Annotated in this window: 30 protein-coding genes and 1 pseudogene; 9 read left to right on the forward strand and 22 right to left on the reverse strand. The window is 61.8% G+C overall.

The window, feature by feature from the left end:
* The first annotated feature begins 30 nt into the window (after positions 1–30).
* The 3 genes from AX760_RS09665 to AX760_RS09675 all read left to right on the forward strand — a co-directional run bounded on the left by AX760_RS09665 (position 31) and on the right by AX760_RS09675 (position 1,337).
* Positions 31–393, forward strand: coding sequence for a hypothetical protein (locus tag AX760_RS09665; protein WP_071832681.1), 363 nt, complete (start codon positions 31–33; stop codon positions 391–393).
* Between the two features lie 117 nt (positions 394–510).
* Positions 511–738 carry a hypothetical protein gene (locus tag AX760_RS09670; RefSeq protein ID WP_071832682.1) on the forward strand — a complete coding sequence of 76 codons (228 nt, stop codon included), beginning with the start codon at positions 511–513 and terminating at the stop codon, positions 736–738.
* An 89-nt stretch (positions 739–827) separates the two neighbouring features.
* Complete coding sequence (locus AX760_RS09675) at positions 828–1,337, forward strand: DUF3489 domain-containing protein (protein WP_071832683.1); 510 nt, start codon at positions 828–830, stop codon at positions 1,335–1,337.
* Between the two features lie 83 nt (positions 1,338–1,420).
* On the opposite strand, the gene AX760_RS09680 is transcribed toward AX760_RS09675, so the two are convergent.
* The 22 genes and pseudogenes from AX760_RS09680 to AX760_RS09775 all read right to left on the reverse strand — a co-directional run bounded on the left by AX760_RS09680 (position 1,421) and on the right by AX760_RS09775 (position 19,124).
* Positions 1,421–1,861, reverse strand: a complete 441-nt coding sequence (locus tag AX760_RS09680; protein ID WP_071832684.1) for a hypothetical protein — start codon at positions 1,859–1,861, stop codon at positions 1,421–1,423.
* Complete coding sequence (locus AX760_RS27420; protein ID WP_210187372.1) at positions 1,836–2,126, reverse strand: DUF7220 family protein; 291 nt, start codon at positions 2,124–2,126, stop codon at positions 1,836–1,838. Before AX760_RS27420 ends, AX760_RS09680 begins: the two co-directional genes overlap by 26 nt.
* A 14-nt stretch (positions 2,127–2,140) precedes the next feature.
* On the reverse strand, positions 2,141–2,626 hold the full coding sequence (locus AX760_RS27425; protein WP_210187375.1) for a hypothetical protein: 486 nt from the start codon (positions 2,624–2,626) through the stop codon (positions 2,141–2,143).
* 205 nt (positions 2,627–2,831) lie between these two features.
* Positions 2,832–3,416 (reverse strand): annotated as a pseudogene (locus tag AX760_RS27430) (DNA cytosine methyltransferase); the annotation flags it as partial.
* The gene (locus AX760_RS09695; protein WP_071832686.1) at positions 3,340–4,713 is read right to left on the reverse strand and encodes a site-specific DNA-methyltransferase; all 1,374 of its coding nucleotides are present in this window, start codon (positions 4,711–4,713) and stop codon (positions 3,340–3,342) included. The gene AX760_RS09695 and the pseudogene AX760_RS27430, both read right to left, overlap by 77 nt.
* A 544-nt stretch (positions 4,714–5,257) precedes the next feature.
* Positions 5,258–5,704 (reverse strand): DUF6362 family protein, encoded by a 447-nt coding sequence (locus AX760_RS09700; RefSeq protein WP_071832687.1) that lies wholly within the window; start codon positions 5,702–5,704, stop codon positions 5,258–5,260.
* Positions 5,697–5,900 carry a hypothetical protein gene (locus AX760_RS09705; protein ID WP_083531132.1) on the reverse strand — a complete coding sequence of 68 codons (204 nt, stop codon included), beginning with the start codon at positions 5,898–5,900 and terminating at the stop codon, positions 5,697–5,699. The genes AX760_RS09700 and AX760_RS09705 overlap by 8 nt, the downstream gene beginning before the upstream one ends.
* Complete coding sequence (locus tag AX760_RS09710; RefSeq protein WP_071832688.1) at positions 5,897–6,415, reverse strand: hypothetical protein; 519 nt, start codon at positions 6,413–6,415, stop codon at positions 5,897–5,899. The genes AX760_RS09705 and AX760_RS09710 overlap by 4 nt, the downstream gene beginning before the upstream one ends.
* A gap of 362 nt (positions 6,416–6,777) precedes the next feature.
* A complete protein-coding gene (locus AX760_RS09715) occupies positions 6,778–9,240 on the reverse strand; it encodes an AAA family ATPase (RefSeq protein ID WP_210187373.1) in 2,463 nt (820 codons plus the stop codon).
* Positions 9,192–9,959, reverse strand: coding sequence for a hypothetical protein (locus tag AX760_RS09720; protein WP_071832689.1), 768 nt, complete (start codon positions 9,957–9,959; stop codon positions 9,192–9,194). The genes AX760_RS09715 and AX760_RS09720 overlap by 49 nt, the downstream gene beginning before the upstream one ends.
* Positions 9,959–10,159: a DUF6511 domain-containing protein gene (locus AX760_RS26245; RefSeq protein ID WP_083531133.1), complete on the reverse strand. Its 201-nt coding sequence runs from the start codon at positions 10,157–10,159 to the stop codon at positions 9,959–9,961. Before AX760_RS26245 ends, AX760_RS09720 begins: the two co-directional genes overlap by 1 nt.
* A 266-nt stretch (positions 10,160–10,425) precedes the next feature.
* Positions 10,426–12,117, reverse strand: a complete 1,692-nt coding sequence (locus AX760_RS09730; RefSeq protein WP_071832690.1) for a DEAD/DEAH box helicase — start codon at positions 12,115–12,117, stop codon at positions 10,426–10,428.
* Positions 12,118–12,129: 12 nt separating this feature from the next.
* Entirely contained in the window at positions 12,130–12,795 is a 666-nt protein-coding gene (locus AX760_RS09735) for a hypothetical protein (RefSeq protein ID WP_071832691.1), read from the reverse strand.
* 13 nt (positions 12,796–12,808) lie between these two features.
* Positions 12,809–13,696 carry an ATP-binding protein gene (locus tag AX760_RS09740; RefSeq protein ID WP_071832692.1) on the reverse strand — a complete coding sequence of 296 codons (888 nt, stop codon included), beginning with the start codon at positions 13,694–13,696 and terminating at the stop codon, positions 12,809–12,811.
* The gene (locus tag AX760_RS09745; protein ID WP_071832693.1) at positions 13,693–14,166 is read right to left on the reverse strand and encodes a hypothetical protein; all 474 of its coding nucleotides are present in this window, start codon (positions 14,164–14,166) and stop codon (positions 13,693–13,695) included. The genes AX760_RS09740 and AX760_RS09745 overlap by 4 nt, the downstream gene beginning before the upstream one ends.
* Positions 14,156–14,938, reverse strand: a complete 783-nt coding sequence (locus AX760_RS09750; protein WP_071832694.1) for a hypothetical protein — start codon at positions 14,936–14,938, stop codon at positions 14,156–14,158. Before AX760_RS09750 ends, AX760_RS09745 begins: the two co-directional genes overlap by 11 nt.
* The gene (locus tag AX760_RS09755) at positions 14,935–15,471 is read right to left on the reverse strand and encodes a hypothetical protein (protein ID WP_245294972.1); all 537 of its coding nucleotides are present in this window, start codon (positions 15,469–15,471) and stop codon (positions 14,935–14,937) included. Before AX760_RS09755 ends, AX760_RS09750 begins: the two co-directional genes overlap by 4 nt.
* Entirely contained in the window at positions 15,468–15,812 is a 345-nt protein-coding gene (locus tag AX760_RS09760) for a hypothetical protein (RefSeq protein WP_071832738.1), read from the reverse strand. Before AX760_RS09760 ends, AX760_RS09755 begins: the two co-directional genes overlap by 4 nt.
* 75 nt (positions 15,813–15,887) lie before the next feature.
* Complete coding sequence (locus AX760_RS27145) at positions 15,888–16,037, reverse strand: hypothetical protein (RefSeq protein WP_175552038.1); 150 nt, start codon at positions 16,035–16,037, stop codon at positions 15,888–15,890.
* 10 nt (positions 16,038–16,047) lie between these two features.
* A complete protein-coding gene (locus tag AX760_RS09765) occupies positions 16,048–16,257 on the reverse strand; it encodes a helix-turn-helix transcriptional regulator (RefSeq protein ID WP_071832695.1) in 210 nt (69 codons plus the stop codon).
* A 204-nt stretch (positions 16,258–16,461) separates the two neighbouring features.
* Complete coding sequence (locus AX760_RS09770) at positions 16,462–18,324, reverse strand: 7-cyano-7-deazaguanine synthase (RefSeq protein ID WP_071832696.1); 1,863 nt, start codon at positions 18,322–18,324, stop codon at positions 16,462–16,464.
* On the reverse strand, positions 18,321–19,124 hold the full coding sequence (locus tag AX760_RS09775) for a hypothetical protein (protein WP_139276478.1): 804 nt from the start codon (positions 19,122–19,124) through the stop codon (positions 18,321–18,323). Before AX760_RS09775 ends, AX760_RS09770 begins: the two co-directional genes overlap by 4 nt.
* A gap of 457 nt (positions 19,125–19,581) precedes the next feature.
* Here AX760_RS09775 and AX760_RS09785 point away from each other — a divergent pair, with 457 nt between their 5' ends.
* From AX760_RS09785 to AX760_RS09810, 6 genes are all read left to right on the forward strand, one after another.
* On the forward strand, positions 19,582–20,037 hold the full coding sequence (locus AX760_RS09785) for a DUF2924 domain-containing protein (protein WP_071832699.1): 456 nt from the start codon (positions 19,582–19,584) through the stop codon (positions 20,035–20,037).
* Positions 20,034–21,350: a recombinase family protein gene (locus AX760_RS09790; RefSeq protein ID WP_071832700.1), complete on the forward strand. Its 1,317-nt coding sequence runs from the start codon at positions 20,034–20,036 to the stop codon at positions 21,348–21,350. Before AX760_RS09785 ends, AX760_RS09790 begins: the two co-directional genes overlap by 4 nt.
* Complete coding sequence (locus AX760_RS09795) at positions 21,347–21,736, forward strand: hypothetical protein (RefSeq protein WP_071832701.1); 390 nt, start codon at positions 21,347–21,349, stop codon at positions 21,734–21,736. Before AX760_RS09790 ends, AX760_RS09795 begins: the two co-directional genes overlap by 4 nt.
* Before the next feature lie 109 nt (positions 21,737–21,845).
* Entirely contained in the window at positions 21,846–22,034 is a 189-nt protein-coding gene (locus AX760_RS09800) for a type II toxin-antitoxin system Phd/YefM family antitoxin (protein WP_071832702.1), read from the forward strand.
* Between the two features lie 3 nt (positions 22,035–22,037).
* Complete coding sequence (locus tag AX760_RS09805) at positions 22,038–23,588, forward strand: site-specific DNA-methyltransferase (protein ID WP_071832703.1); 1,551 nt, start codon at positions 22,038–22,040, stop codon at positions 23,586–23,588.
* Positions 23,589–23,598: 10 nt separating this feature from the next.
* Positions 23,599–26,229, forward strand: coding sequence for a DEAD/DEAH box helicase (locus AX760_RS09810; RefSeq protein WP_071832704.1), 2,631 nt, complete (start codon positions 23,599–23,601; stop codon positions 26,227–26,229).
* The last annotated feature ends 25 nt before the right edge of the window (positions 26,230–26,254 follow it).

Raw genomic sequence — 26,254 nt, forward strand, 5'->3', positions numbered from 1 at the left:
AGATACCCCCATGCCCGAAAGGCCCCAGCTATGACTTTTACCCTGAACTGCCTGCCCGAAGGCGAGGTCCTCGCCGACCTGATCCGCCGCAACTGCGCCATCGGCTTCGACCTGCGCTTCTGCCGAAGCGTTGCAGTCAGTCCCGACGACCGCGACACCATCACCTGCGACCCGGGCGACGCCGAATTCGCCACGCTCTACGCCCTCACCGATCTGGGCGAGGCCATCGCGATCCATGACGTCACGCTTTCCAGCGCTGGAGCCGACGAAGTGGCCGCCGTCGCCCGCGCGCTGTTCGTGGCCATGGTCAACGCCCGACTCGACCCGCCAGATGCTGCGCAGCGCCATGAGGCCGAACAGACGGCGCTGATCGATCCCGACCGGATTGGATGACATGGCGACGCACGATCATAAAGCACTGATATTGCTTGGATTAGCCTACGACAATCAGCCCAGCAGAGCGATGGTTGTCACAGGAAAACGATGCAACTCACCCCCGGAGACCAAGCCATGACCACCCGCCGCGCCACCGACAATTCCAAAGCCCTCGACGCATTCCTCGCCGCGAAGATCGAGATCGACACGATGCTCGAACGCCTGACCACCCTCAGCGCGGACCATTTCGACGCCCATCCTGACGAGATCAATTGGGGCCATGTCGGCACCCTCAATCATCATGCGGGCCTGCTGCGCCAGATCACCGACAGCGCCTTCAAGGAAGGCGAACATGCCGAGTAACGCACCAGCCATCGCGCCAGCCCCGCCGTGCGGGGCTTGGCCTCGTAGAAGGGCCCGCATTCCGCGTTGCCTCTTACCGGGAGACCGTCATGACCCAGATTCAGCTGTCCGATGCCCAATCCATCATCCTGTCCACCGCCTGCGCCCGTGCAACCGGTCTGATCTTTCCCGTCACTTCCAGTCTCAAGGGTGGCGCTGTGGGAAATGTCTGCAAAAGCCTTCTGAAGCGCGGGTTGATCGAGGAAATCTCCGCCGCTGATCCCGACACGGTCTGGCGGCATGACGACGCGGGCCCCCTTACCCTGCGCGCCACGCAATTGGCCCATTCGGCGCTCGGGCTTGGCGACGCTGACGGCGATGCGGCCGCTCCGCAACAAGACCCGATATCTCCGACCCCGCGCAAAGGCACCAAACAGGAGGCGCTGATCGCCATGCTGCGTGCCGACGGCGGCGCGACCATCGAGGAGATCATGACTGCCACAAATTGGGCGTCGCACACGATTCGAGGTGCGATGTCCGGGGTCCTGAAGAAGAAGCTCGGCCTGACCATCACTTCAGAAAAGGTCGACGGTCGGGGGCGGTGCTACAAGATTTCTTGAGTCTGACCTCAGGCCGCAACACTGCCCATATTGCCGCCGTCGACCGAACCCGGTCGGCGGCTTTCACGTTCAGGCCAGTCTGATTATTGGCCGATCTGGCGCTGCTCCAGTGTTTCGTCGTCACCGTCCGACTTCATTACATCGGCGATGAGGTGGTTCACCATCTCGTCGAAATAGCGGGTCAGTTCCCGATGAAGGCTTTGAAACTCGGCAGCGATTGTCGCCTCGAAAACACTCTTGCGGGCCCGCACCATGACCGTCGTTCGCCGCTGACGAGGGTACCGATAAGGCTTCACATCATGCTTGCGGCACAACGCCACGAACACTCGCACGGCCCAAACATCCGGAAGGATATATTGCAATTCGGTTTCTGGCTCACCCTTCTTGCTTCCGGCCAGATCCAAGCGTGCCTGCATCCGCCCGAGCGCTGCCCCGGCTGCTGCCCGTTCTCCGGGTGTTGCCCCACGCGCGAAGAGCGCCTCGAGCTTTATCAACTTGTCACGGATGTCTTCGTGGTTGTTCATCTTCACCGCGCCCTGTTGCTTCCGGAGCGGCCGTAAAGCACCACCGCTTCAGCAGGTCAACCACGGCTTGGGCGTCTCGTCCTCGCTCGAACAGCCGCCGTAACAGATAGCCACGCACCAGCGAGACGCCGACGAAGGCGAGCCCAATGGTCAGGTGCTCTGCAAGGCCGGTCGCGATGCCGAACCATGGGAACACCACGATTTGCGTCGCAATGGCCAGCACGTAGCCAACCACGATATTCGTCGCTGCCTCGCCCAGCGACATGGCGCGCTATTGCTTCATGCTGGCGCCCCGTTATCCAACGGCCAGCAATTCAGCTGCCAGAGTTCGCAGCGCATGCGCTGCAACCAAGGGAACCACTCCGTTGCCACAAAGGCGAAGCCGGTCCACCCGGTGGGCCAACCCATCAGCGCCTCGACGAACAGCGGGTTCAAGGTCCGGCGCACATCGGAGGTATCGCTCCCAGCCATCGGCGTCACCAGGACCTGGCGGCCAAGCAGGCCGTTGACCGGCGTGTTCGCCAATGTCGTCGCCCCGTCCTTGTGATCCCGCGCAGTTGGCGTCATCCAGAGACGGCTGACATGGGTCAGATCGGCCGTCCGGCGATTGCCCGCGCTTGGCTTGCAGCCGTCGTTCGCCATCGGTGTCGGCCAGTCGCGCGCCATCCCGTCCAGACCCTTCTCGTCTTTCCGCTCGCCACCCCGGCTGCGGAAACTGTCGGTCTGCGGCGTCGGCCACAGCGCAGCCGTCGTCGCGAGGTTCATCCCATGCTGGCCCGCTGCCTGTGACGGTGTCGATTTCGTCTGCCGGTTCTCGTTGGCACTGGCGCGGGGCGTCGGCCACAGCCGCATCATTTCTGTCCGGTTCCCGCCACTCGACCGGGTCCCAGAGCAGGCGCGCGGGGTCGGCCAACTCGTCACCCTCGCGGGTGGCGAGAATGAACAGCCGCTCGCGCCGGTGGGGCGCACCGACTTCCGCCGCCGTAAAGAGGCCTGCCGCAAGCTTGTAGCCCATGCCGACCAGTCCGCTGGCGACTTCGGGGAAGCCGAGGCGGAGATGATGGGCGACATTCTCGAGGAAGACGAACGGTGGTTCGCATTCACCGATGATGCGTGCGACATGCGGCCAGAGATGGCGCGGATCCTCGGTACCGAGCCGTTTGCCTGCAACCGAAAACGGCTGGCATGGATATCCTGCGCTGAGGATATCCACCGCGCCGCGCCACGGTCTGCCATCGAAAGTGGCAACGTCGTCCCATACAACAGCCTGATCCAAGGCCGCGTCTTCCACCCGCGCCACGAGAGTGGCTGCGGCGTAGGTTTCCCGTTCGACATAGCCCACAGCACGATATCCGGGGATGGCGATGGTGAGGCCGAGGTCGAGCCCGCCTGCGCCGGAGCAGAGGGACAGGCCGAAGAGGCATGCGTCTTCGGTTCCGGAAGCGCGTCCGGTGGGATGTAGAGCCAGGTCATGCATGTCACGCTGCGGATTTGGGTTTGCGGGCACGTTCTGGATCGGCGTCTTTGTCGGGTGCATCGGCGGGGGCGTCAGCATTATCGCCCAGCCGCTCGGTTCTGATCTGTGCAAAAGCTCTGCCATCGCCATCAAGGATCGCGTCGCGGCCGGTGTCGGCCTGCCAACGTTCGACCGCGACGTCGATGTAGGCCGGGCTGATCTCCATCGCGAAGACGCGTCGCCCGTTGGCCTCCCCCGCCATGATCTGCGAACCCGAACCACAGAACGGCTCGTAGCAAAGCCCGCCGCGCGCCACATGCTGGCGCATTGGGATCCCAAAGGCGTCCAGCGGTTTCGGCGTCGGATGATCGGGCCGATCAAGCTTGGCGAAACTGGGCAAAGCCCAAGTGGATGCGAGGGTTTCCTCGGCCACCTTCGGCGGGCGATTGCCCCTGATCCAGCCCATGAAGCAGGGCTCGTGTTTCCAGAGGTAATGCGACCGGGTGAGAACACCGCAGTCTTTCACCCAGATGATCTGCTGATGGACGAACGCCCCGACCTTTTCCCAGCAGGCCTCCAGCATCGCTTGGCGACGCGAGGCGTGCCAGCAATACCAGGCTGCATTTTCTTCGATGGCTTCGGCGACAGCCGCCGCGATGAAGCCATCGTAAAGTTCGGCACCTTGGCTGCTGTCGTCCCAGGTGACACCATAGGATTGCGACCAGTCCTTGTTGCGGGTCGGATGGTTCGATCCGTCATAGTCGACGAGGTAAGGTGGATCGGTCGCAAACAGGATCGCCCGCTCGCCGTTCATCAGGCGGCGCACATCGGCGGCGCTGGTGCTGTCACCGCAGAGCAGCCGGTGCTCGCCAAGGATCCAGAGATCGCCGGTGCGCGAGGCCGGGTTGCGCGGCGGTTCCGGGATCACGACTGGCGGCGCGCTGGCCCCGCCGCCTTCTTCGCCTTCGACTTCCGGCACGTAGGCCAGCAGCTTGTCCAACTCGCCGTCGGAAAACCCGACCAGCGACAGGTCGAAATCATCTGCCAGCAGATCGTTCAGTTCCGCCGACAGCAGCGCCTCGTCCCACGTGCCAAGTTCCGTAAGCTTATTGTCCGCGATCCGATAAGCCCGTCGCTGCGCTTCGGTCAGATGGCCGAGCACGATCACCGGCGCTTCGGTCAACCCGAGTTGCGTGGCGGCAAGCACCCGGCCATGGCCTGCGATTAATTCGCCGTCCTCTGCCACGAGGCAGGGCACCGTCCAGCCGAACTCCGCCATGCTGGCAGCGATCTTGGCAACCTGATCCGCGCCATGCGCCTTGGCATTGCGGGCATAGGGCTGCAAACGCGCGAGCGGCCATTGCTCGATGCGCTCCGGGGCGAAGCTGAGGGTCATGTGGATTGTCCTGTTGCAGGATTGTCTGGCTTCCGCGCTGGACTCCGGTTGCGGAATCCATGCTGGATTTCACTGGCTTCAAGCTGGACTCCGGAGTCCAGGGTATCCACCCCGGAGTCCACCAGCCAAGTGTCTGTTATATTGCGCTATTTCGGGGCTTCAGGGGTGGCTTCCCGAGGGGGTGGCTTCCCAAAAAAATCGCTCTGACGCTGGCGATATGCCGCGCTGCGCCCCCCAGCATACGTTTTCGGCCAAAAAGGAACCGGAAAACAATGGCTTAGGGTTTTCGCTCAGTCCCGTTCGGTCATCCCTTGGTCCGAAAAAACTGTCGCCACCCTCGCACACCGTCAACCGCCTGCCGCTCGCCTTCGAACCGTCTGGACTCCGATCTGGATTCCGGTTCGGACTCTGGGGTCCACCACGGAATCCATCCGAAGATCGTTTGCGCTGGCGGTCACCCGCACGCGCCTCTCCCGAGCATATCCCTTTTCTAACGCTCTGGCCGAAATGTGTAAGGCCCTGCGATGTACACCCGAAAATTCTTTCACAGGACGATTTTCCTTGACAGCCGATTGGCGTTTTCGATGACGAACTGCTGCGAACGACGCGATGACGGCACGCGTCCGTGCAGCCGCCAGGTCATCACCGCCAGACCGAACTGCCAGCGCCTGGTGGCAGCCGTCCGCGACAGCCCGAACTGCCAGCAGATCGGTTTCCATTCGATACCATCGGCCCGTGCCCAGACGAGCCGTGCATCGTCGGGCTCCAGCCAACGCAGCCAGAGCATCGCTTCCTCGGCTTGCGTGATCTGACGCGGGCTCGGGCGTGGCCGCCGCATCTGCGGCTCCTGACCCACCTTGTCCGCGAAGCTGTGGAAATACTCGGGCCAGGCGTTGAAGAAACCCACCGGCTTCACGCCGGGGATCTGCCGCATCACGCCTGCCGCGAGTTCCAGCCGGTCTTGCACCAGCACTGTCGTCCACTCACCCATGGCGCACCTCCGGTTCGCGCTTGCCGTAAAGCTTCTCGCCCAGTTGCCGGACGAGCTCGCGTTCCGGCCAGGACAGCCGGTTGTCATCGACAGCCACCGCAAGCAGCCCCTGTTCCTTCCAGCCCTCGCGCTTGATCTGGTCGGGGTTGCGGCGGCAGCCGCCGTACCCTTTTGGTGTGAACCGCATGCCGGTCATTGCAGACCTCCCCGGGTCGCCAGCGCCCAGAATAGGATCGCGATGGCATCGGCCTCGTTGTCATCGACCGGGCTGAACCCACGCGCACGGGCCGCAGCCATCATCGCCTCCTTGGGTGCGTTACCCTTGCCCGTTGCGTGGCGTTTGATGGTGCCGACCGGTACGCCCTGATAGGCGATGCATGAAGTTTCCGCCCATGCCGTCAGCGTGGCAAGCAGCCCGCCATAAACATGGGCCGCATCGGTACCCACATGCCTGCGCACCTCCTCGAAATGAATGGCCATGATCGGACCGGCATCCCGTGCAAGCTGCTCGAGCCAGCCCCGAAACCGAAGGTAGCGCATGCCGCCACCGTCGTAGCGGCTCGGCCGGAACGACACCGTACCGCTGGTGATCAGACCGTCCGCGGCCTGCACTGCCCAGCCAGTCGTAGTGCCGAGATCAAGCGCGAGGACGATGGCTGCGCCGGGAAGCTGGGCGATCATCGGTGTCGGGGTCAGGGAGAGTTGGGCCATCGGGGGCTCCTTTCCGGTTTGTGGTTTATGGGGAGGATCGGGCCAGGACTTGGGTCCGAGAACGATGCCCAAGGGGTAGGTGGTGAACTTCCCGCGCTTAGCGGGGAGGTCACCTACCCCTTTAGGGGGACTTTTTGCCAAATCTGAAATCTGGCAAAAGTCCCTGAATTCATTGGTTAAATTCAGATTTGGATTCAGATTTGGCAGGCACCCCAGCCAAATCTGGAATCGACGCATCAAGTCATTGAAATCAAGCGCAAAATGCCAGATTTCAGATTTGGAACAGATTCCAGATTTGGCAAAATCTGGCCAGATTTGGCTCCGGACAGTCCAGATTTGGCATGGCATTTTTGGGGGGTTGATCATGGTTCCTGGCCCTCGGCACAGACCCAGACACTTCGGTTTTCGACCGGCAGCACAGCTCCGGTCTGGGAGCATTTGTAATGGCTGGGCAGGATCCGGACGGCCTCGGGCAGCACCTCGCCGGTGTCGGCGTCGACAGTTTCGGCGCCGGTCGCGAGCACCATGTCCTCCACGCAGAGATAGCCGTATTTGCTGCGGTCGGACGGCAGGCCGAGTGCGCTCGCTGCATCGCCCTTGACGAACTTCACGACACCCTTGGTCGTGAGGACATTCAGCCTGTCACGGATGCCCGATGCGCCGCTGAGGCCGCTCTGGTTCTCGAAAGACTCGGCGAACAGGGTCATCGTGTACATCTTGCCCTTCAGGGCCTCGTCCAGAAGGATGGTGACGATCACCTCGCCCTTGCGATCCCGCTCGGCATCGTGCCTGGCCCCAACCTCGGCGCGCACCAGACGTTCGTTGAGCGGGTTGATCTCGACCCATTGGCCGCCGACCTTGTCGATGAGCTTGGACGGCAGCGCCGGGCCGTTGCGCAGTTCGATCTCCAGCTTGCGCTCGGCCGCCTCCTCGTCGGGCCGGTGCAGGATCAGGCCGGAGGTGTAGAAGCCGCGCAGCGCGCTGGCGCCGGAGAGGGCAAGAAACGGGTCGTCCTTCAGCTGCAGCTTCGAGAGCTTCTTGGTGTGATGGACGAGGATCACGCCACAGGCGGGATTGATGTAGTCGCGCAGCACCTCGACGCGGTCCTTCAGAAAGAACATCATCGCGGTATTGTCGTTTTCGCCGCCGCCGTCGGGTCCGCCGTCGAATAGGTTGCGGATCGGGTCGATGCAGATGACGTCGACTGGAGCGTCCGGGAACGCCGCTTGGATGGCGCGCGCCGCCCGCACGCTGCCGTCGGTGTCCAAGAGCATCTTCAGCTTGGGCGTTGCCACGAAAGTGTCGCGCGCGGCGGCAAGGATCTTCGGTGGCAAGGCGATCTGCTTCAGCCGTTCGCGCAGGTAGTGGTATTGGATTTCCGCCTGCAGGTAGAAAATCCGCAGCGGGCGCGGTGGAGTGAAACCAAGGAACGGCACGCCTGCGGCCATGTGCACCAGCCAGCTGATGGTGAGATCGCTCTTGCCCACCTTGGGCGCGCCGCCCAACACCAGAAGACCGCCCGGCGTCAGCACGCGCGGCGCAATGATGTCCTCGGGCATCGGGCTCTGGTCATCCAGCAATGCCCCCAGCGTGAAAGCGGGCGTCTCCTCCGGACCCGGTGCCCCGGTGGCCAGCCTGATCAGCGGCGGGCCGTTTTTCTGGACGTGCAGTTCCCACAGACGCTGGGACTCGCGCTGCAGCCGCTCCATCGGCCAGGCAGGCCGCAGCATCGCGGCATTGTAGCCGCAGATGCCTTCCCAGCCCTCGTCCTTCGACATCCGGCCTTCGTGGACCATGCGGATGAAATGCCCGATCGCGGCACTGGCGCCCTCAAAGCGCGACCAGTCATCCTGCGCAGCCTCGCGCACCGGTGTGACCAGGACATCATCGACGGCAGGTTTGTCGGGATGGGTGAAGTCCGGCTGCAAGGACACCCCCGGCGCAGGCGGCATGTCGGCAACGGCCTCGATGAATTCGCCAAGATCGCGTTCCAGCGCGGGGTTCATTTCCACGATCCGAACTTGGGTCTTGAGGTTGTTCTTGTAATAGACCGAGCCTGCCACCCGGATCGGCTGGTGCGCCGAGCGGAAGTGCATGTCACCGCCGACCTTGGCGGCGATGTCACCGCGCAGGCGGCACACCCGGCGAATGTCATCGCCCTCGGCGGGCTCGCTGAGTTTCCACCAGACATGGGCCTTGTGCTGCCCCTCTGGCGTCACGCCGCCGCTTTCGACCACCATGGTCGGTGCGCCCAGATGGCGTTCCAGATGGGTGCGCTTGGCGGCAATATCGCCGGTGTCGATATCCACGACCACGGTCTGCATCTGCAGGATTTCTGCCGCCTTGGCCTGACCCGGTGCAGCGACTGTACCTGGGATGACATAGACCGCTGCCCCCTCACGCGACGCCCATGTGGCGAAGGTGGCCATCTTGTCGGGGGTGGCCTGACCCGCCTCGATCCAGATGTTGTGCGGGCGGCCATCGATGCCTTGGCCCTTGTCGATGAAGCTGCGCACCGGGATCAACCCGTCGCAATAGCCGAAAACCACCCCCATGAACTGGGCGATTTGCGCAGGGTCCGGCTCGTCTCCGAAGACATCCACCAGCGAGACCGCATCGTTAAAATCCCGCCACGGGTTGAAATGGATCAGATTTTCCTTGTGCTGGTCGATGGGCGGCGGCGTGTCGGACGGCGCGTGGTGATCGTCGTGATCAGTACTCATTTTGGATCCCTCGAATTGGTTTGGTAAGCTGGGTTGGTCTTTGGGTGAGTCGGTCATGTTGGCATCCCCCAGCAGCGCTCCGCCCATGGGCAGAAGCGGCATTCAAAGAAGTCGCGATTTTGGGCCACACGCGGCAACAACTCGCCCGCGTCGGTGGCCTGCAGGATCCGCACGCCGCGATCCGACATGCGCTGCGCGAGATCGGCATCGAAGGGCACCAACTCGTGGTGCATCTCGGCGGTGTCCTTGTTGATTGCGGTGAACAGCGCTGGTGCGGCCGCGATGCCGAGGACCGTCGCGTCCATGTAGGCCTGGTAGACCGCGATCTGGGCGGCATAGACCGGCTTGGACTTTGTGACCCCGTCCTTGACGCAGGCGCGCCAGTTCTTGGCATTCATCGTCTTGCATTCCCAGAGCGCAGGAACGCCAAGGTCAAAGACAGCTGGTCCTTCTGCGATGATGCCATCGACATGGCCACGGATGCGCCCACCTGCGACAGAGAAGCCGAACTGGCCGCCATCGGGGCGATTGCCCTTCCGCGTGTAAAGATCGAATCCCGCGCTGCGCAACCAAACCACCGCCAGATCCTCAAGTGCATGACCGATGGCGAAGATGCGCAGCAATTGTCCGCTGAAATCCTGGCCCTCGTCTTTCGGCGCATGCGTGAACTCAAACTGCAAGGCGCGGTCGCAGGCATGGCCAAGGCGCGAACCGCCGAGATAATCGCGTGGCGTGCGGGCGGCATTGTCGGTGGTCAGCGCTGCGTCGACTGCGGCGTTCACCTTGTCGGCAAAGCTGGGCCTGTGATTATAGTCTAGCATCAGAAGGGGATCTCCGATTGGCTGGCGATTTCGGCCATCTCGGCGCGGAATGCCGCGATGATCGTCACGATCAGCCGGTGCATGTCGTTCCGGGTCAGCTGGCCCAGCGAGCGGTCCCAGCCGATGCGCTCCATCTCCGGGGCGAGAGCGCGCATGACGGTGGGCAGCGCCTGCGTTTCCTCTTCGGTGAAATCGACCATTTTCAATCCTTTCCGGGCTTTGAGAGTGAAGGCCGCCTGGCAGCCCATGGAGCAAAACCAGCGGCGGGTTCGGTGAGCCGGATCAGGAAACGGTCCGGGGGACCGTTTCCCCGGCGAACGGCGCGGCTGGTTGGGATCGAACCAACCGAAACCTCGGGTGCATGATGTGCAAACGGCGCAAAGCAGAGGACGCGGGTGCCAGAGGCGATCAGGGCGCGGCCGATCCGGAGCCGCTGCGGGCTGGGACAGGATTTGCGCGACATGGCTCATGCGGCCCTCCGCTGGTCGGGGGCGGCGGTCATGACGAGATGGCGGATCGCCCGCTTGTTGAAAGTGAAGGTCATCAGTGCCGAGGCGTGATAGCGGGTCAGCCCGTAATCCTGCCGATAGGCGGGCGGCAGATATTGCAGCTGCTTGTCCGTGGCGGCCTGTTTCAGCCAGCCGCGCGTCTTGAAGGCGCTTTCATCAGTCTCGACTTCGTTCAGCCAATCATCGGCTTGCGCGAGGCAGACCGTCCTCTCACCGATGCCCAGCAACCGGGGGCTTTGGCCCTTCGCGCCACCGACCGCATGCCAGCGTCCTTCCAGAAAGAAGATGCCGCCCCAGGCGTTGAACCCGTTGGCCATCAGGGCGTCATCCGCCCCGAAAAGGTCGATCCAGGCGAAGCTGGACCGCTTCAGAAGATCGATCTCCGTCATGATGAAGCCGGTCAACTCGGCGCGCCCCTGCGCATCGGCCTCGCCGTCTTCATCGTCGCCAAGAACCTCGCCACACAGCGGGCATTCAAAGCAGGCCAGAGGAATGTCGGCGCCACAGGCAGGACACGCTTTGGTCGGGGCGTCGCCGGTCTCGGTTTTGCCGTCGAGATCGACATCCTGCTCCAGCGTGCCGTGGATCAGGCTTGAGGTGCCAAAATCCAGCACGACGCAGTCGGTCTTGATGACTCCGGGGTGTTCCTCCGGATCGATGGTGCGCAGCCCGCGGCCCACCATCTGGATCATGGTGGATTTATAGGATGAGGGCCGCAGCAGCACGACACAGGAGGTCGGCGGGTGGTCCCAGCCTTCCGTCAGTACCGCCACGTTCACGATGACGCGAATATCTCCGGCGGCGTAGGCGGTTAGAATATCGCGGCGATCCTCGCTCGGTAGATCGCCGTGGATCAGCCCGGCAGGCACATCTGCAGCGTTGAAGGCCTCCGTGACATGGGCGGCGTGGGCGACAGTGGAACAGAACACCACGGTTTGCCGGTCACCCGCCTTCTCCTTCCAGTGCCGGATGACCTCGTCGGTGACCGGCGCGCGGTCCATGATCGACGCGACCTCGGCCATGTCGAAATCTGCCAGCGACTTGCGTACAGCGCGCAGCTTGTCCTGCACGCCCACATCGATCACGAAGGTGCGCGGCGGGACCAGATGGCCCGAGGCGATCAACTCGCCCAGACGCACCTGGTCGGCGACATTATCGAACACCTCGCGCAGGCCCTTTTTGTCGCCCCGGTTTGGGGTGGCGGTAACGCCGAAGATGCGGGCGTCAGGATTGGCATTGCGGACATGGTCGATAATGCGGCGGTAGCTTGCCGCCACCGCATGATGCGCCTCATCAATCACCAGCAGATCAAGCTGTGGCATGGCCGCGAGATTGCCGATCCGGGCCAGCGTCGGCACCATGGCGAAGGTCACCTGACCCGCCCACGACTTGGCGTTGGCATCGACCACCGACGTGGTCAGGCCCGGATTGACCCGGGCAAACTTGCCCCGGTTCTGATCGGTCAGCTCGTCGCGGTGGGCGAGTACACAGGCCTTGGCGGCGCTGTCGCCGATCACCTCACCAGTGACCGCCGACAGCATGATCGTCTTGCCAGCACCGGTGGGTGCTATGCCCAGCGTGTTGCCATGAGCGTCGAGTGCTGCAAGGCTGCGCTCGACGAAGGTTTTCTGACGGGGGCGCAGCCGCATGGTTTGTCCCCCTCACTCGGCCCAGCTGGGACGCCCGGAAAAACCGGGTGTCGCAGGGGTTTGCGGTGTCTGCTGCTGGGGGCTGGGTGCAATGTAGCCTTGCGGCGGCGGGACATAGCCCTGCTGCGGCGCACTGGTTGCCGGGGGCTGGCTGTAACCCGGCATCTGGGCAGCATTGCCGTGTCCCATCAACTGCGCATAATCTCGGTGACTGGGTGTGACGGCCGCGCGGACCTCGTTCTTGTCCTCGCCATTGGTGTCAGACCCGATGTCCATCCGGGCGATGAATTCGATCCCGTCCAACTCGGCGAAGCCGCTGATCCGGCGGCGGGCCTGCGCCTGTGCCGAATTGTCCTTGTCGGCGATGCCACGCGCCGAGTTCAGGATGCCCTTGATCAACCCGCGCCCAGCGTTGCCCCAATCCGGGCCCTTGGGGCTATAAAGCCCGATCAGCGACCAGATTTTGCGTTTGGCGTAAGGCCCCTCGACCACGGTGTATTCGGCGTCGAGATAGACAGCGCCGGTCACGCCGCGCTTGGCATAACCGCCGGTCCAGCCTTGCGAGGGATCGTCGAAACCGCCGGGGCGGATGGTCAGGCGGACCTTGACCAGCGTGCCCTTCGGGATGACGGTGCCGTTGCTTTGTGCAGAGTTGAAATCGTTCCAGAGTCCGGTCATCGGATTTGTCCTTTCAATTGACGTGGGAGGGGTTTGCGGCGGCAGCGGCAGGCAGACCTTCGACTGCGGGAGCATAGGTCAGGCGGGCTGCCGCGGGGCGCACCGGGCCGTGGATCTTGGCCATCAACTGGCCCAGATGCGGCACTTCGATCATGTCGAGCCGCCCGGAGCGATCCTTGGCCGGAAACCCGAAGGGGTTCAGCGTCTGACAGACGAAGGCGCGTGCGGGCTGGCCATCGGCACTGGCAATCTCGGCCATGGTGATGACCTGATCGACGATTCCGGGCAGTTCCAGCCCGGTCTTGGCGCCGTCGATCTGCGGCGAGAACACCTTGCGATTGAAGTCATCGAGCTTCTCGTCGAGGATGCCGACGAACCAGATGTTCTTGCGGCGCGTGTGCTGCAAATGCGTGAGCCAGGCGATCATCTCGCGGCCATGGAGCCCATAAGCGCCCCGGACATCCGGCTTGCCGGTTTTTTCCGAGAACGCCTCGGGCTGGCCCTTGCACCACTGGAAGCAGAGCCGCCCGGCAACGGTGATGGAATCGACGAACAGCGTCTCGTAGCGGTCAACGGCAGTCGGATCGCCGAACTTCTGGCAAACGGCGGCATGATGCGCCGGGCTGTAAGCCTGATCATCGCGCAAGCTGGGGTTCGCACCACCGATGAACACTGCAAAATCGCGGCACTCCATCCAGGTGCGCGGCCGGATCGCGTCGCCCTGCCAGCCCTCGATGGCGAGATCGCCCGCCTCGAGATCCATGAACAGGGTCGTCGTGGCATTCAGCGACCACAGCAGGCTGGTCTTGCCGATACCACTTTTCCCGAAGATGCAGCCCTTGATGCCGCGCGGTTCGGCCAGCCGCTGATCGGCAGTGATGATGGGCAGCGCGCCGGTCATGCCGACACCTCCTGACGCGCATCCGGGTCGTCGGCGGTCACCGCGACGTAGAGCGCATCCAGTCGGTCAGCTTCGTCGAGGCATTCCTTGCCCTTGCGCCGCATGAAACGACGGGCATCGTCGAGGAGCTCGGGTTCCGCAATGAGGGCCGGGATCGCGACGTATTCCTCGGCACTTTCCACAAAGTAGGACTTCGAGCGCAGCTCTTGGACAAACGGGGTGAAAATCTCGCAGATTTCCGAGAAATCCGACTGGCTCAAAATGTCGCTCCGGTTGCGCAGGATGCGCTTTACCTCGGTGATGATGCCGGTGCGCAGCATCCGCATCGCACCTTCCTGCCGCGCCTGCGTACAGGTGAGCGGAAAGGCCGCCTCCATCATGTCATCGGCGATTTTCGGGGCGTTGTTCCCGAGTTGAGAGGCAACCTCCCAGACCCGTTCGGCAAAACCCGCTGATTGGCTATCGAGCATCAAACCACTCCTTGATTGTTGTGAACGCTGCTGACCCTTGGGCGATGGCCTTGGCATCGAGGTCGTGAAACGGGGTGTCCCGGGCCTGACGCATGCCCTTGCGGGCAAGGACGAGGTTCCCCTCCGATGCCCACTCGGCAAAAGCGCGGAACGTGCCGGTGACATGCCGCCACGCCGCCTGCTCGGGCGTCGGCGGAACATGGAGCGGGTTGCGCCGGCTGGCGGACCGCTGCGGGCGCAACCCGCGCATCGCGGCATCCACCACCATCTTGCGCAGGGCCGCGCGCGTCGGTTCCTCGCCGCGCTCAAGGCGATCATCCAGCGCGCGCCGAACGATGCCGGGGTCTGCGGCCTCGGCGTCGCGGATTATGCGGGCTTCGTGGATCTCGTCGCGGCGCAGGCCGAGCTCCGCGGCGGTAGCGGGCCGGACATCGTTCAAATCTCCAACGATGTCCGTGCGCACCGAACCACGGGCGACTTCGCCCCGCGCTTGTGCGGCATCGTATTCGTCTGCCAGCCGTCGTTTGGCGCGGGCCTCGATTTCCAAGGCATGGGCCTGTGCGCGGTGCGCGGCGGCCACCAGATCATCATGGGCGTTCTTGGCGCGCTGCAGCCGGGCGGCGCGTTTGGCCACATCATAGGCCAGACCGGCCACCTCGCGCGCTTCAAGCACTTCGGCGGCAGTCTTCGCGCCCAAAAGCATGCTGGTCGCGCGGTCGATCAGGCTGGGCAGATCCTGCGACGGGGCCGAAACAGGGGCGAGCAGGCTCATTGCTCGGCCTCATCGGCAAGAAGCTGAATGCCGAGTTGACCGGTCCGCACCGTGCGCGCGGGCTCGAAACCCTGCTGGATCGCCTCGGGCCAGGCCGCATATTTGCGCTCGGACACCTTGAAGCTGATTTCGACATATTCGGCAGGATCATCGCCTGCGGCGCGGATGCGCTCGACCATCTGGCCCAGCTTTTCCTGATCCCAATCGACGCGCTTGGCGAGGTCGGCAACAACAGTGGTGGTGCCGTCCCTCAGCCGTACCGTCCCGGAATCCTTGCCCGCCAAGCGACGGGCCTCGGTGGCCAGATCCCCATATTTCAGCGCGAGCGCTGCATCGAGGCGGGCCTTTATGGCCTTGATGTGCTGGAACGCTTCGCCGGCTTCAAATTGCAAGGCGGCAAGCATGTCGGCGGGAAGGGCTGCGATTTCCCTTGCCGAAATCTCCGGCAGATTGGCGAGAACAGGACAGTTCGTTGGAAAGGGCATTTTCGGATCTCCGGGTTTGGCAATGCGGTTTGATCTGTGCAGGGTCATGCCGCGATCTCCTTCAGCAGGAGGGCGGACAGCGAGACGGCGGCGGCTTTCGGTTTCGGCCGGGCGACGGCGATGTAGGCGAACTGGTCCGGGCCGATCCGCTCCTGCACGAGGTGGACGAGGCCTGCTTCGGCCGCCCAGAAGGCCCGGAGCCCCAGCAGGGCAAGGCGCTTGCGGTCCGGATCAGCCAGCTTCGAGATCACCGGAAAGGCGTCCAGCACCAGAAAGCCCCGATGGTATTCCAGCCGGTCGCCGGGAACGGCCTGGCCGACCCAGCCGCAGAAATCGATCTCGCTGATCGGGTGCGGTGCGCGGGCGTTGGTAAAAGCGGTGTGTTTCATCAGCATTGTCTCCTTCTCTCCCCTCTACTCACGCGGCCCGAAAACCGTCCCAGGCCGGGCCGAGGCCGCGCGCGGTCAGATCGAGGCGCAACTCACCGGTGCGGCGGTAAAGGGCTGAACGTGACCCCACCCCGCGCGCCACGAGGTCGCGCAGCGGGCATTGGCCGAGGGCTGCGCAGAAAAACCGGGCTGCGGGTGCCAGTTGATGCGGTTGGGGATGTTCATGGCCGTCCCCTTACGCCGACTTCAGTTCGGGCTTGGCCGATGTGCTTGCGCGTACCTGACCACGTTCGAACGCTTCGACGTCTTCGAGCCGATAAACGACCCGGCCGCCCAGCTTGACGAACTGCGGACCTTCACCGGTCCAACGCCACCGCTCGAGGGTGCGGTGCGAAATGTTCCAGCGATCGGCGAGATTGATCTGGTTCAGATGCCTGAGTGACATGCTGGCCTCCGTTGAATTGCCTCCGGGTATGTCCAGCCGCGCCGAAGCACTTGGACACACGAGCATTTTCAACGCGTTACGCCTGGTTTGATATAATCAGGCGTCGCTTTTCTTATGACATCCGGACGTGAAAAAGCCCCGGAAAACCGGGGCCAACTCAAGCCAGATGTGACATCGACCTCGGCCTACTGTGACAACCGCTCTTCAGGCAGAGTCGCGGGGCGGCGTCGGATCCAGAATGTCAGCGACTGAAATCTCGCGGCACAGGGGATTGATTCGATACCCAGACCGTTCCTTCGTCTCGATGAACGTGTCCTGACCCATCGGAATGCCCATCGACACTGCCAACGGCTCGATGGCGTCGCGCAGGCGCTTGACCTGTGTGCGCATTGCCTGTTCAGAAATATTCAGCGCCGTCGCCAGATCCGGCGCTGGCAAGTAGGGCACTTCAGACCGTTTTGTCTTTGCCAACCTGAAGGCATCCATCAGAGCGCTGACCAATTTGAAATTAGTGCCGTCCAGCGCCAGCCCGCCACGGAAATGGACGCGCTTCTGGTCCTTGTCGAAGGCGAACTCCAAGATCGGCGTCGATAGCCGATCCATGAACGCTTTGGCCTCCGCGTCGTAATTCGAAGGCGGAGTCTGTTCGACGACCTTTCTGCTGTAACAAGCAGCAAGTAGAGATGCTGGTGGAATTTCGTTCCGGTAAAGTGCCGTACTGTGCTCTTTGACCGCCGACGAAATCACATCTTCCACTGCCTTGGCGTGCCGCTGAAACAAATCGTACAGCCGGTCGCCCGCCTCCGAGGCCGGCATGTCGGGAAAATGGCCGACGGCAGAGACGATCTCGGAAAAATCAACGAGGAACCTTTCCTTCGGTGTTGCTGATACCTTCTTGAACAGCGTCACGTAGGCCAGCGCCATCCGCAGTTCGTCGCCATCGTCCCGGTTCGCGAGAAGCAGGTCGTTCATATAGAGGTCCGACGCCTCGTAATTCCCCAGCCCAGCGGCCAGTATGCCGAACCGACGATCAATGCACTGCGAACAAAGCCCGCAGTGCTTTTGCTTCTCGTTCCACTTTCGTGGTCGAGTACAACTGGCCGTCTTGCTCAGAAGATCGACCATACCCCCCGCTTCGATCAGTTGGGTCACCTCCGTCTTGGTCAACCATTGAAGCGGCGTTTGAATCCGGATCTGGCGTTCCAGCAAAAGCGAAAACAGCCTTTCAAGTCCCCGTAGGACCTTCGGATGGGTCGTCCTGGTTGCCCGGCCGCCGATCACGTCACCGGCCAACGGGAGATTGATGCTGACCACGCCGTTCTCATAGAAACTGAACGCGTCCTTGCCTGACATCCGCGCAACGACCAAGCCGAGGCAGGCGAAAAGGAAAGAACGCGTCCGCTGGGTGTATTCCCGCGCCGTGACGTTTTCGTTGCTTACCCAGACCGGTATGAACGACAATCGGTGTTCATGGCCCCGTCGCTTCAGTTCGGCGATCAAGTGCTCTTGGACATTCCGGACCTTGGTGGATGAATAGTGTCCGACGAGGGTTAGCGACCGACCATTGGCAACCAAGTCTGTGACCGCGCCAGCGAAGGAGTCGATCCCACCTGAAAACAAGGCGACGCCGTCGTGCTCGTCTTCGGGGTCGATCAAGTCATGGAAATACAGCTCCTTGGGCTGGACAGGTGCCATGGCTTGTCGGAATTCGAACGAATAGGCATCGTCGGAAAGAAAGCCCAGTGTGTCGATGAGTGCTTCCTGGACTTCGCTGTCTTGCCAAACCAACAGCTCGCGCACTGGGATCAAGAACTTCAGGCTACGCCGCCAGTTTTCGCCGTACTTCGAAAGTTTATCGGTTCCTCGGTCAAGGCGCTGATCGGCACAATAGACATAGGAAGCGATTTCCAGCAGATCGATCAATAGATCTGGAAGGTTACCAAGCATCGTCCGGCTGATATAGTCGATACGCAAGTTCACGTTCTTTGATGGGCCTTGAACGTTCATTGCAATCGCGCCTTCTGAAGCCGGCGCATTAACTCCGCATTCGACAAGGTGTTGCTTCATGGTTTCCCTTTCCGAATTGCAAGCTCGATCCGAATCTTATCAGCGGCATGCGACGAAAAAGCACGCACGTCGGCGCGAGAAATTGCTTTCCCGTCCCTGTAGTGATTTTTTCCCAGCCAATCTCGAGCGAAGGTTCGCATGATCAATGCTGACTCATTGCAATGGCGCCGGATCGCGCCGTTGAAGGTTTCAAGATCATGGATGGAACGGGCGATCCGGTCGTGACCGACCATGTGGTGGAGATTTCGATCAATGTAATAGTGGATAACGCGGTCGACGAAACCGGCGTAGAAATTGTGCGCCAGCCCCGCGAACTTTTCGGTCCCCTTCAGTCCTGCAAGCGCCGAATGCACATCCGCCGGGCTAGGACTCCACAAGGAAGGCAAGTTCGATTGCAGTCCTTCGGCTAAAGCGGACAGCCCGGCTCTTCGGGCGACCTCGCCAAGGTCCGTGGTGCCTTGGTGAAGTCGGCGTTGTACCCGCTCTACGGTCTGATCGTATTGGAAAAGGATATCGGCGACCGAAGTTAATGCGGAAACCTTGATCCCCAATTCAGCAAGAGCTGCTGTAGGATCTTTGCTCGCGGCGGCCTGGGGCAAACGAACCAACAGCCAGAGCGCCTCGATAAAGACATCGTCTTTCAACGCAAAATTCAGGGCGTCTCGGCCGAATTCAGTAATTTGATCGACGACTTCTTCGGTTGGGCTACCGCCGTCCACGAGAAAACGAATGATGTCGGGCAGAAGGCGGTATGCTGGCAGTTTTCCAAGTCGCTGATGCCCCATTAACTCTTCTTTCAACCTTGTCGGCGCTCGAAACGGGTAGGCGCGCTCCTATCGTCCTTTTTGGTCAACTCAGACCTGCACAGATGATGATTCTCTTTTTGGGCGTTGTTAAGCCCCAATAATGCTCGTGTAAGGCGAGGTGCGCGCTGTCGGCGTCTTTGAATGATTTCGAACCAACCCGCAGAACCATGATAACATATTGAATCTGATTGTTTTTTTAGGCCAACTGCATACCACTTCGCTGCATGAAGCCCTCTCAAACAATCTCAGGCATGAAACGCCCAAACGCCTTGATGCCGGACCAGATGCCTCCCGCCCAGCGTCGCGCCGAACTCTGCGCGTTGCTGGCGCTCGGCCTGATCCGGCTGCGGATGCCGGACCGGATCGAAGTCTCTGACACGACTGGAGAAAGTTGCCTACACTGTCCGCCCGACCAATGCCTTCATGCAACTCCAACCCACCGGAGAACCGCATGACGAAGCCCGACCCCATCCCCGCGCGCCTTGCTGCGCTGAAGACCACCTCGACGCCAGACCTGAAGGCACAGTGGCGCGACCTGTTCGAAACCGAACCGCCGCCGTTCAACCGCCGCTACCTCGAAAGCCGCTTGGCCTACCGCATCCAGGAACTGGCCTATGGCGGGCTGAAGCCCGAAACCATCAAGCGGCTGGAGGCTTTGGGCGAACAGCTTGATGGCGGCAATATCACAACCCGTCGCATCCGCGCTGATCGCGACCGTCCTATCACCGGCACCCGTTTGATCCGGGAGTGGCAGGGTGCCGAACAGGTTGTCACGGTTCTGCAAAACGGGTTCGAATGGCAGGGCCGTCCCTATCAGTCGCTCTCCGCCATTGCCCGCGCCATCACCGGCACGCGCTGGAACGGCTGGGTGTTTTTCGGGCTGAAAAACCATCGGAGGGCGGCATGAACGCACCGAACAAACCCGTCGTCCGCAAACTGCGCTGTGCGGTTTACACCCGGAAGTCCTCCGAGGAAGGGCTGGAGCAGGAGTTCAACAGCCTGCACGCACAACGCGAGGCCTGCGAATCCTACATCGCCAGCCAGCGGTCCGAGGGCTGGGTGCTGGTGCGCGATCAGTATGACGATGGTGGCATTTCCGGCGGCACGCTGGAACGCCCGGGCCTTAAACGGCTGCTGGCCGATATTGAGGACGGGCTGGTTGATGTGGTGGTCGTCTACAAAATCGACCGCCTTTCCCGCTCGCTGATGGATTTTTCGAAGCTGGTCGAGGTGTTTGACCGCAACGGCGTGACCTTCGTTTCGGTGACCCAATCCTTCAACACCACCACATCGATGGGGCGGCTGACGCTGAACATTCTGCTGTCCTTTGCCCAGTTCGAGCGCGAGGTGACGGCCGAACGCATCCGCGACAAGGTCCGCGCCAGCCGGATGAAGGGCATGTGGATGGGCGGCTGCCCGCCGCTCGGGTACGAGGTCAAGAACCGGAAACTGGCCGAAAACCCCGCTGACGCCGCCCATGTCCGCTGGGTTTTCGCCCGGTTCATCGAGATCGGATCGGGCACGGTGCTGGCGCGCGAACTTGCCGAGCGGGGCGTCAACACCAGGCGCGGCCACCGCATCGACAAGAAGTTCATCTACCGGATGTTGAACAACCGGGTCTACATCGGCAACGCCGTACACAAGGGCACCAGCTATCCCGGCGAGCACGCGGCGATCATCGACCGCGCGACATGGGACAAGGTCCACGCCATCCTGACGGTAAGCCCGCGCAAGCGTGCAGCCCAGACCCGCGCCGACACGCCCGCGCTGCTTCGGGGTTTGCTCTACGGCCCCGATGGCGCTGCGTTTTCGCCCACCCACACCCGCAAAGGGGGACGGTTGTATCGTTACTACGTCAGCCAGACTGTCCTAAAACATGGTGCTGGATCATGCCCGGTCAGTCGCATTCCCGCGGGCGAGATCGAAGCCGCCGTCATCGACCAACTGCGCGCTGTGTTCCGCCAGCCGGAAATCGTTGCTGGCACAGGAAAAGCGGCGCGCGCGCAGGAGGACGAAATCACCGAAGCCGAGGCGCGGGATGCATTGACCCGGCTTGACCCTCTGTGGAACGAGTTGTTCCCCGCCGAACAGGCCCGCATTGTGGCGCTGCTGGTCGAACGGGTCGACATCGGCACCGAGGGAATGAACGTCCGGCTGCGAATGGATGGGTTGGCCGCGCTGGAGCGTGAAATGACCACCGATGTTGGAGAAGCTGCATGACCCGCACAAAGGCAATCCCCGAAACCATCACCATCCATGTCCCGTTCCGCATCGTGAAGCGTGGCGGGCGCAAGGAGATGGTCCTGCCGCCGGGCGCACGTGCGCCTCGCCAGACCGACAACACGTTGATCAGGGCGCTGGCCCGGGCATTCCGGTGGAAGCGGATGCTGGAGTTAGGTGACTTCGCGAGCATCGCTGAGCTGGCCGAACACGAAAAGGTTGCGCCGTCCTACATGACGCGGGTCATGCGGATGACGCTGCTGGCGCCGGAGATCGTCGAGGCAATCCTTGACGGCACCCAGGGACCGGAGTTGACGCTGGCGGGGCTGCTGGAGCCGGTTGCGCTTGAATGGAAGCAGCAGCATCAGGTGTTCCAACCCCGATAATCACATCGGCTCTTGTCGGTCTGCCAAATCGATCATTGTCGATGGGGTAATGGCGGTTGACCATGCCACCCCATTATGGTCATTCTGACCACAAATCAGGGAGGGGCCGATGAAGGCCATGTCTGCCCGCGAGGCCAAGCATCACTTCGGCCAGCTGATCGACGATGCGCGCGCCGAAGCGGTGGTGGTGGAAAAACACGGTCGCCCGGTGGTCGTGGTGCTGGCGGTCGAGGAATATGAACGGCTGACGGGACGGACGGTTTCGCCTTCCAACAAGATCAGCAAGGACGAACAGTAACCGATGCCCATTCTGAACTGGCTGACCCGAGACGACGACATCCGCACGGCGGCCCGCGTGCCCTATCGGTTGCTGGAGGAGGACCCAAGCCTGTCGGCGGGCGACGGTGGCGCGGGGAACATGCTGATTCAGGGCGACAATCTGGAGGCGCTGAAGGCGCTGCTGCCGTTCTATGCGGGCCGGGTGAAATGCATCTACATCGATCCGCCCTACAACACGCGGTCGGCCTTCGAGCATTACGACGACAATCTGGAACATACCCAGTGGCTGGCCCTGATGTGGCCAAGGCTGGAACTGCTTTGCGACATGTTAGCAGACGATGGGTCGATCTGGATTAACCTTGACGAAAATGAAGGGCACTACGCGAAGGTCATTTGTGATGAAGTCTTCGGCAGAAGAAATTTTGTTAGGCAGATAAACTGGCAAAGAAAGTATAGTGTTAGCAATAACTTCAAGGGAATAGCTACTATCTGTGACTTGATCCTAGTTTATAGAAAATCTCCGGCCTTTCAGAATAATCTTTTGCCACGGTCTGATGACGCTTCCGCTAGATACTCTTGTCCAGACGATGATCCCCGCGGACCATGGAAAGCTGTGGATTACCTAAATCAGGCTAGCACAAAGAAGCGACCGAACCTTGTATTTGACATCATCAATCCCGTAACTGGAAATGTCGTCAAAAACAAAGAGAAGGCTTGGAAGTATGAGCGCACGACGCACGAAGAGCACGTGCGAGAGGGTCGGCTTTGGTGGGGTCTGAAAGGCGAAAATACTGTTCCCGCCTTGAAGTTATTTTTGTCCGAAGTTCGAGACGGCATGACACCTCACAATTGGTGGCCGCACACCGATGTTGGCCACACGGATGAGGCCAAGAAGGAAACTAATTTGCTTTTTGGTAGGGAAGAAGGTTTCGACACACCCAAGCCAGAGCGACTTTTGAAGCGAATACTCGAATTGGCCACCAACCCCGGCGACCTCGTGCTCGACTCCTTCCTCGGGTCCGGCACCACCGCCGCCGTCGCTCACAAGATGGGCCGCCGCTACATCGGCATCGAGATGGGGGACCACGCCCGCACCCATTGCGTGCCGCGTCTGCAAAAGGTCATCGACGGCGAACAGGGCGGCATTTCGGAAAGCGCAGGCTGGACGGGCGGCGGCGGGTTCCGCTTCTATCGCCTCGGCCCGCCGGTGTTCGACGAGGGCGGCCATATCCGGCAAGATATCCGTTTCCCTGTGCTGGCGGCGCATGTCTGGTTCTCGGAAACCGACCGTCCTTGGGACGGCAAGGGTGACAGACCGCTGCTCGGCATCCATGACGGCCGCGCCCATGCCCTGCTTTACAACGGTATCCTCGGCGACAAGCGGCCTGCGGGTGGCAACGTGCTGACCCGCGCGACGCTCGCCCTGATCCGCGACGATATCGCCAAGGTGGCACCAGACTTTGACGGCCCCCTGACCGTCTATGGCGAGCAATCCCGGCTGACGCCCGTTACGCTCGACCGCGAGCGGATCACCTTCAAGCAGACGCCCTACGACGTCAAAGCACGCAAGTAAGGGGCATCTGATGAAACTGAAGCAATATCAGACCGATACTCTGTCCACCCTGCGCCGGTTCCTGGAAGAGGCTCGCGTAGCGGGACCGAAGGGCGCCTATGAGGCGATCACCAAAGAGCCTGAGCAGGCCAAGCGGCTGGGGCGCTTTGGCGGCAGCTACACCCCGCTCGCGGAACTGCCGACCGTGCCTTACGTCTGCCTGCGGCTGCCCACCGGGGGCGGCAAGACGATCCTCGCCGCCCATTCCATCGGTATTGCGAGAGATGCGTGGGTGGAAAAGGACTATCCCATGGTCCTGTGGCTGGTGCCATCCAACACCATCCGCCTGCAAACAGCCGAGGCGCTGAAGAACGCCCGCCATCCCTATCGTCAGGCACTGGACGAAGCGTTCGACGGCCGGGTGCGCGTGTTCGACATCGCCGATTTCACGCATATCCGCCCGCACGATATCCGCGACCATTGCTGCATCGTCGTGGGCACGATCCAGACTCTGCGGGTGTCGAACACCGAAGGGCGCAAGGTCTATTCCCACAATGAGAACATGGAGCCGCATTTTACGGCGCTGCCCAAGACCCTGCCCGGGCTGGAAACGCTGGAAGGCGGCGGTGTGAAGTTCTCGTTTGCCAACCTCATGCACATTCACCGACCGCTGATGATCGTGGACGAGGCGCACAACGCCGTCACCGGCCTGACGCGAGAGATGCAGGGCCGGGTCAATCCGTCGGCGATCATCGAATTCACGGCGACGCCGCGGCTGAATTCCAACATCCTGCACAGTGTGACCGCACAGGAATTGAAGCTGGCAGAGATGATCAAGCTACCGATCATGCTGTCCGAGCATGACACCTGGCAGAACGCGGTGAACGGGGCCATCTCATCGCGGGCGTCGCTGGCCGAGGAAGCCGACAAGGATCCCGACTACATCCGCCCTATCGTCCTGTTTCAGGCGCAGCCGAAGAACCAGGAAGTGACCGTCGAGGTGCTGAAAAAGCATCTGATCGAGGTTGAGCAGATTGCCGAACACAAGATCGCCGTGGCGACAGGTGATCAGCGCGAACTGGACGGGATCAACCTGTTCGATCCGAAATGCCCCATCGAATACGTCATTACCGTCGAAGCGCTGAAGGAGGGTTGGGACTGCTCCTTTGCCTATGCGTTCTGCTCGGTCTCACGGATCCAGAGTGCGGTGGACGTTGAGCAGTTGCTGGGGCGTGTCCTTCGGATGCCCTATGCCAAGCGCCGCAAGGCAGAGGATCTGAACCGCGCCTATGCGTTCCTGTCGGAGCCATCCTTTGGCGTGGCGGCTCGCTCACTAGCCGACAAGCTGGTGGCGATGGGGTTTGAAGAGGACGAGGCGGTCGCCAACATCGAACCAGCGCAGACCTCGCTCGACGTGGACACCGGGCTGTTCGGCCCGCGTGACAAGCCTAAGCCAACCTTCACGCACACGGTTATAGCGACGCCTGAGATGGTTGCCGAACTGAAAAAGCGTGACGGGGTAACCGTCCGCGAGACCGAGGATGGCAAGGTCGAGATCGCCGTAACGGGACGCGTCGATGGCGGCCTTGAACAGGCGATCATCCAAGCCCTACCCGAAACCGAGCGGAGCGGCTTTTCAGCGGCCGTCACCAAGTATCGCGTCGAGGTGAAAGATCAGCTTTCGCCCGCAGAACAGGGCGAAACGTTCCGAGTTCCGCGGCTGGTGTCGGAGATTCAAGGCGCGTTCGAGTTCGCCGACACCGACGTTTTCATGGAATTTCATGACTGGTCGCTGTTGAAGCATTCATTCAGGCTGGGTGAGGTCGAGTTTGCGATCCGCGAGACGGCGCGCAGCTTCGAGATCGACCTCGACGGCAACCGCATCACCTATCAGTTCGCCGATGAGGCCGAGCAACTGGCCTTGGATGTCGATGTCGATGGCTGGACACCGGAGGCATTGGTGCTGTGGCTCGACCGGCAGGTGCGCCAGTCGGACATTCACCAAAGCGAACTGCTGCGGTGGCTGCGCGACCTCGTTGGCCACTTGATCACCGCACGGGGCATGCACATCGCGGCGTTGATGCGTTGCAAGTTCATCCTCGCCCGCAAGGTTCGTGAAAAGCTCGCCGCCATTCGCCAGCAGGAACGCAACGGCGTCTACCAGCGATACCTGTTCGCGCCAGAGGCCAAGGTCGATGTTTCGTTCGATCAGGCTTTCGCTTTCAAGGACGGGATGTACTGGGATCAGCGCCGATATCGCGGGCGCTGGAAACCCCGCAGACACTTCCTTGGCCCGGAGAATGTTCCTGCCTTCGACGGCGCGGAGAATGGTGAGGAATTCCAGTGTGCGCAGGCCGTCGACAGCTTGCCCGGCCTGAAGTTCTGGATCCGAAACGTTGCACGCCACCCCAACTCGTTCTGGTTGCCGACTGCGACCGACAAGTTCTATCCAGACTTCGTAACTCAGATGGAGGACGGCAAACTGCTCGTTGTCGAATACAAGGGCGCGCATATCGCCGACGGCGCAGACACTGCCGAAAAACGGACCATTGGCCAGTTGTGGGAAAGAAATAGCGGTGGCAAGGGCTTGTTCGTCGTGGTTGAGAAGACCTTGGATGGCAAAGATATGCGGACACAGATGATCGAGAAGATCGGCGTCTGATAGCGAGGTGGTCGGTTGGGTACCG

It is taken from the genome of Pararhizobium antarcticum, from assembly GCF_001885585.1.
GTDB lineage: Bacteria > Pseudomonadota > Alphaproteobacteria > Rhizobiales > Rhizobiaceae > Pararhizobium > Pararhizobium antarcticum.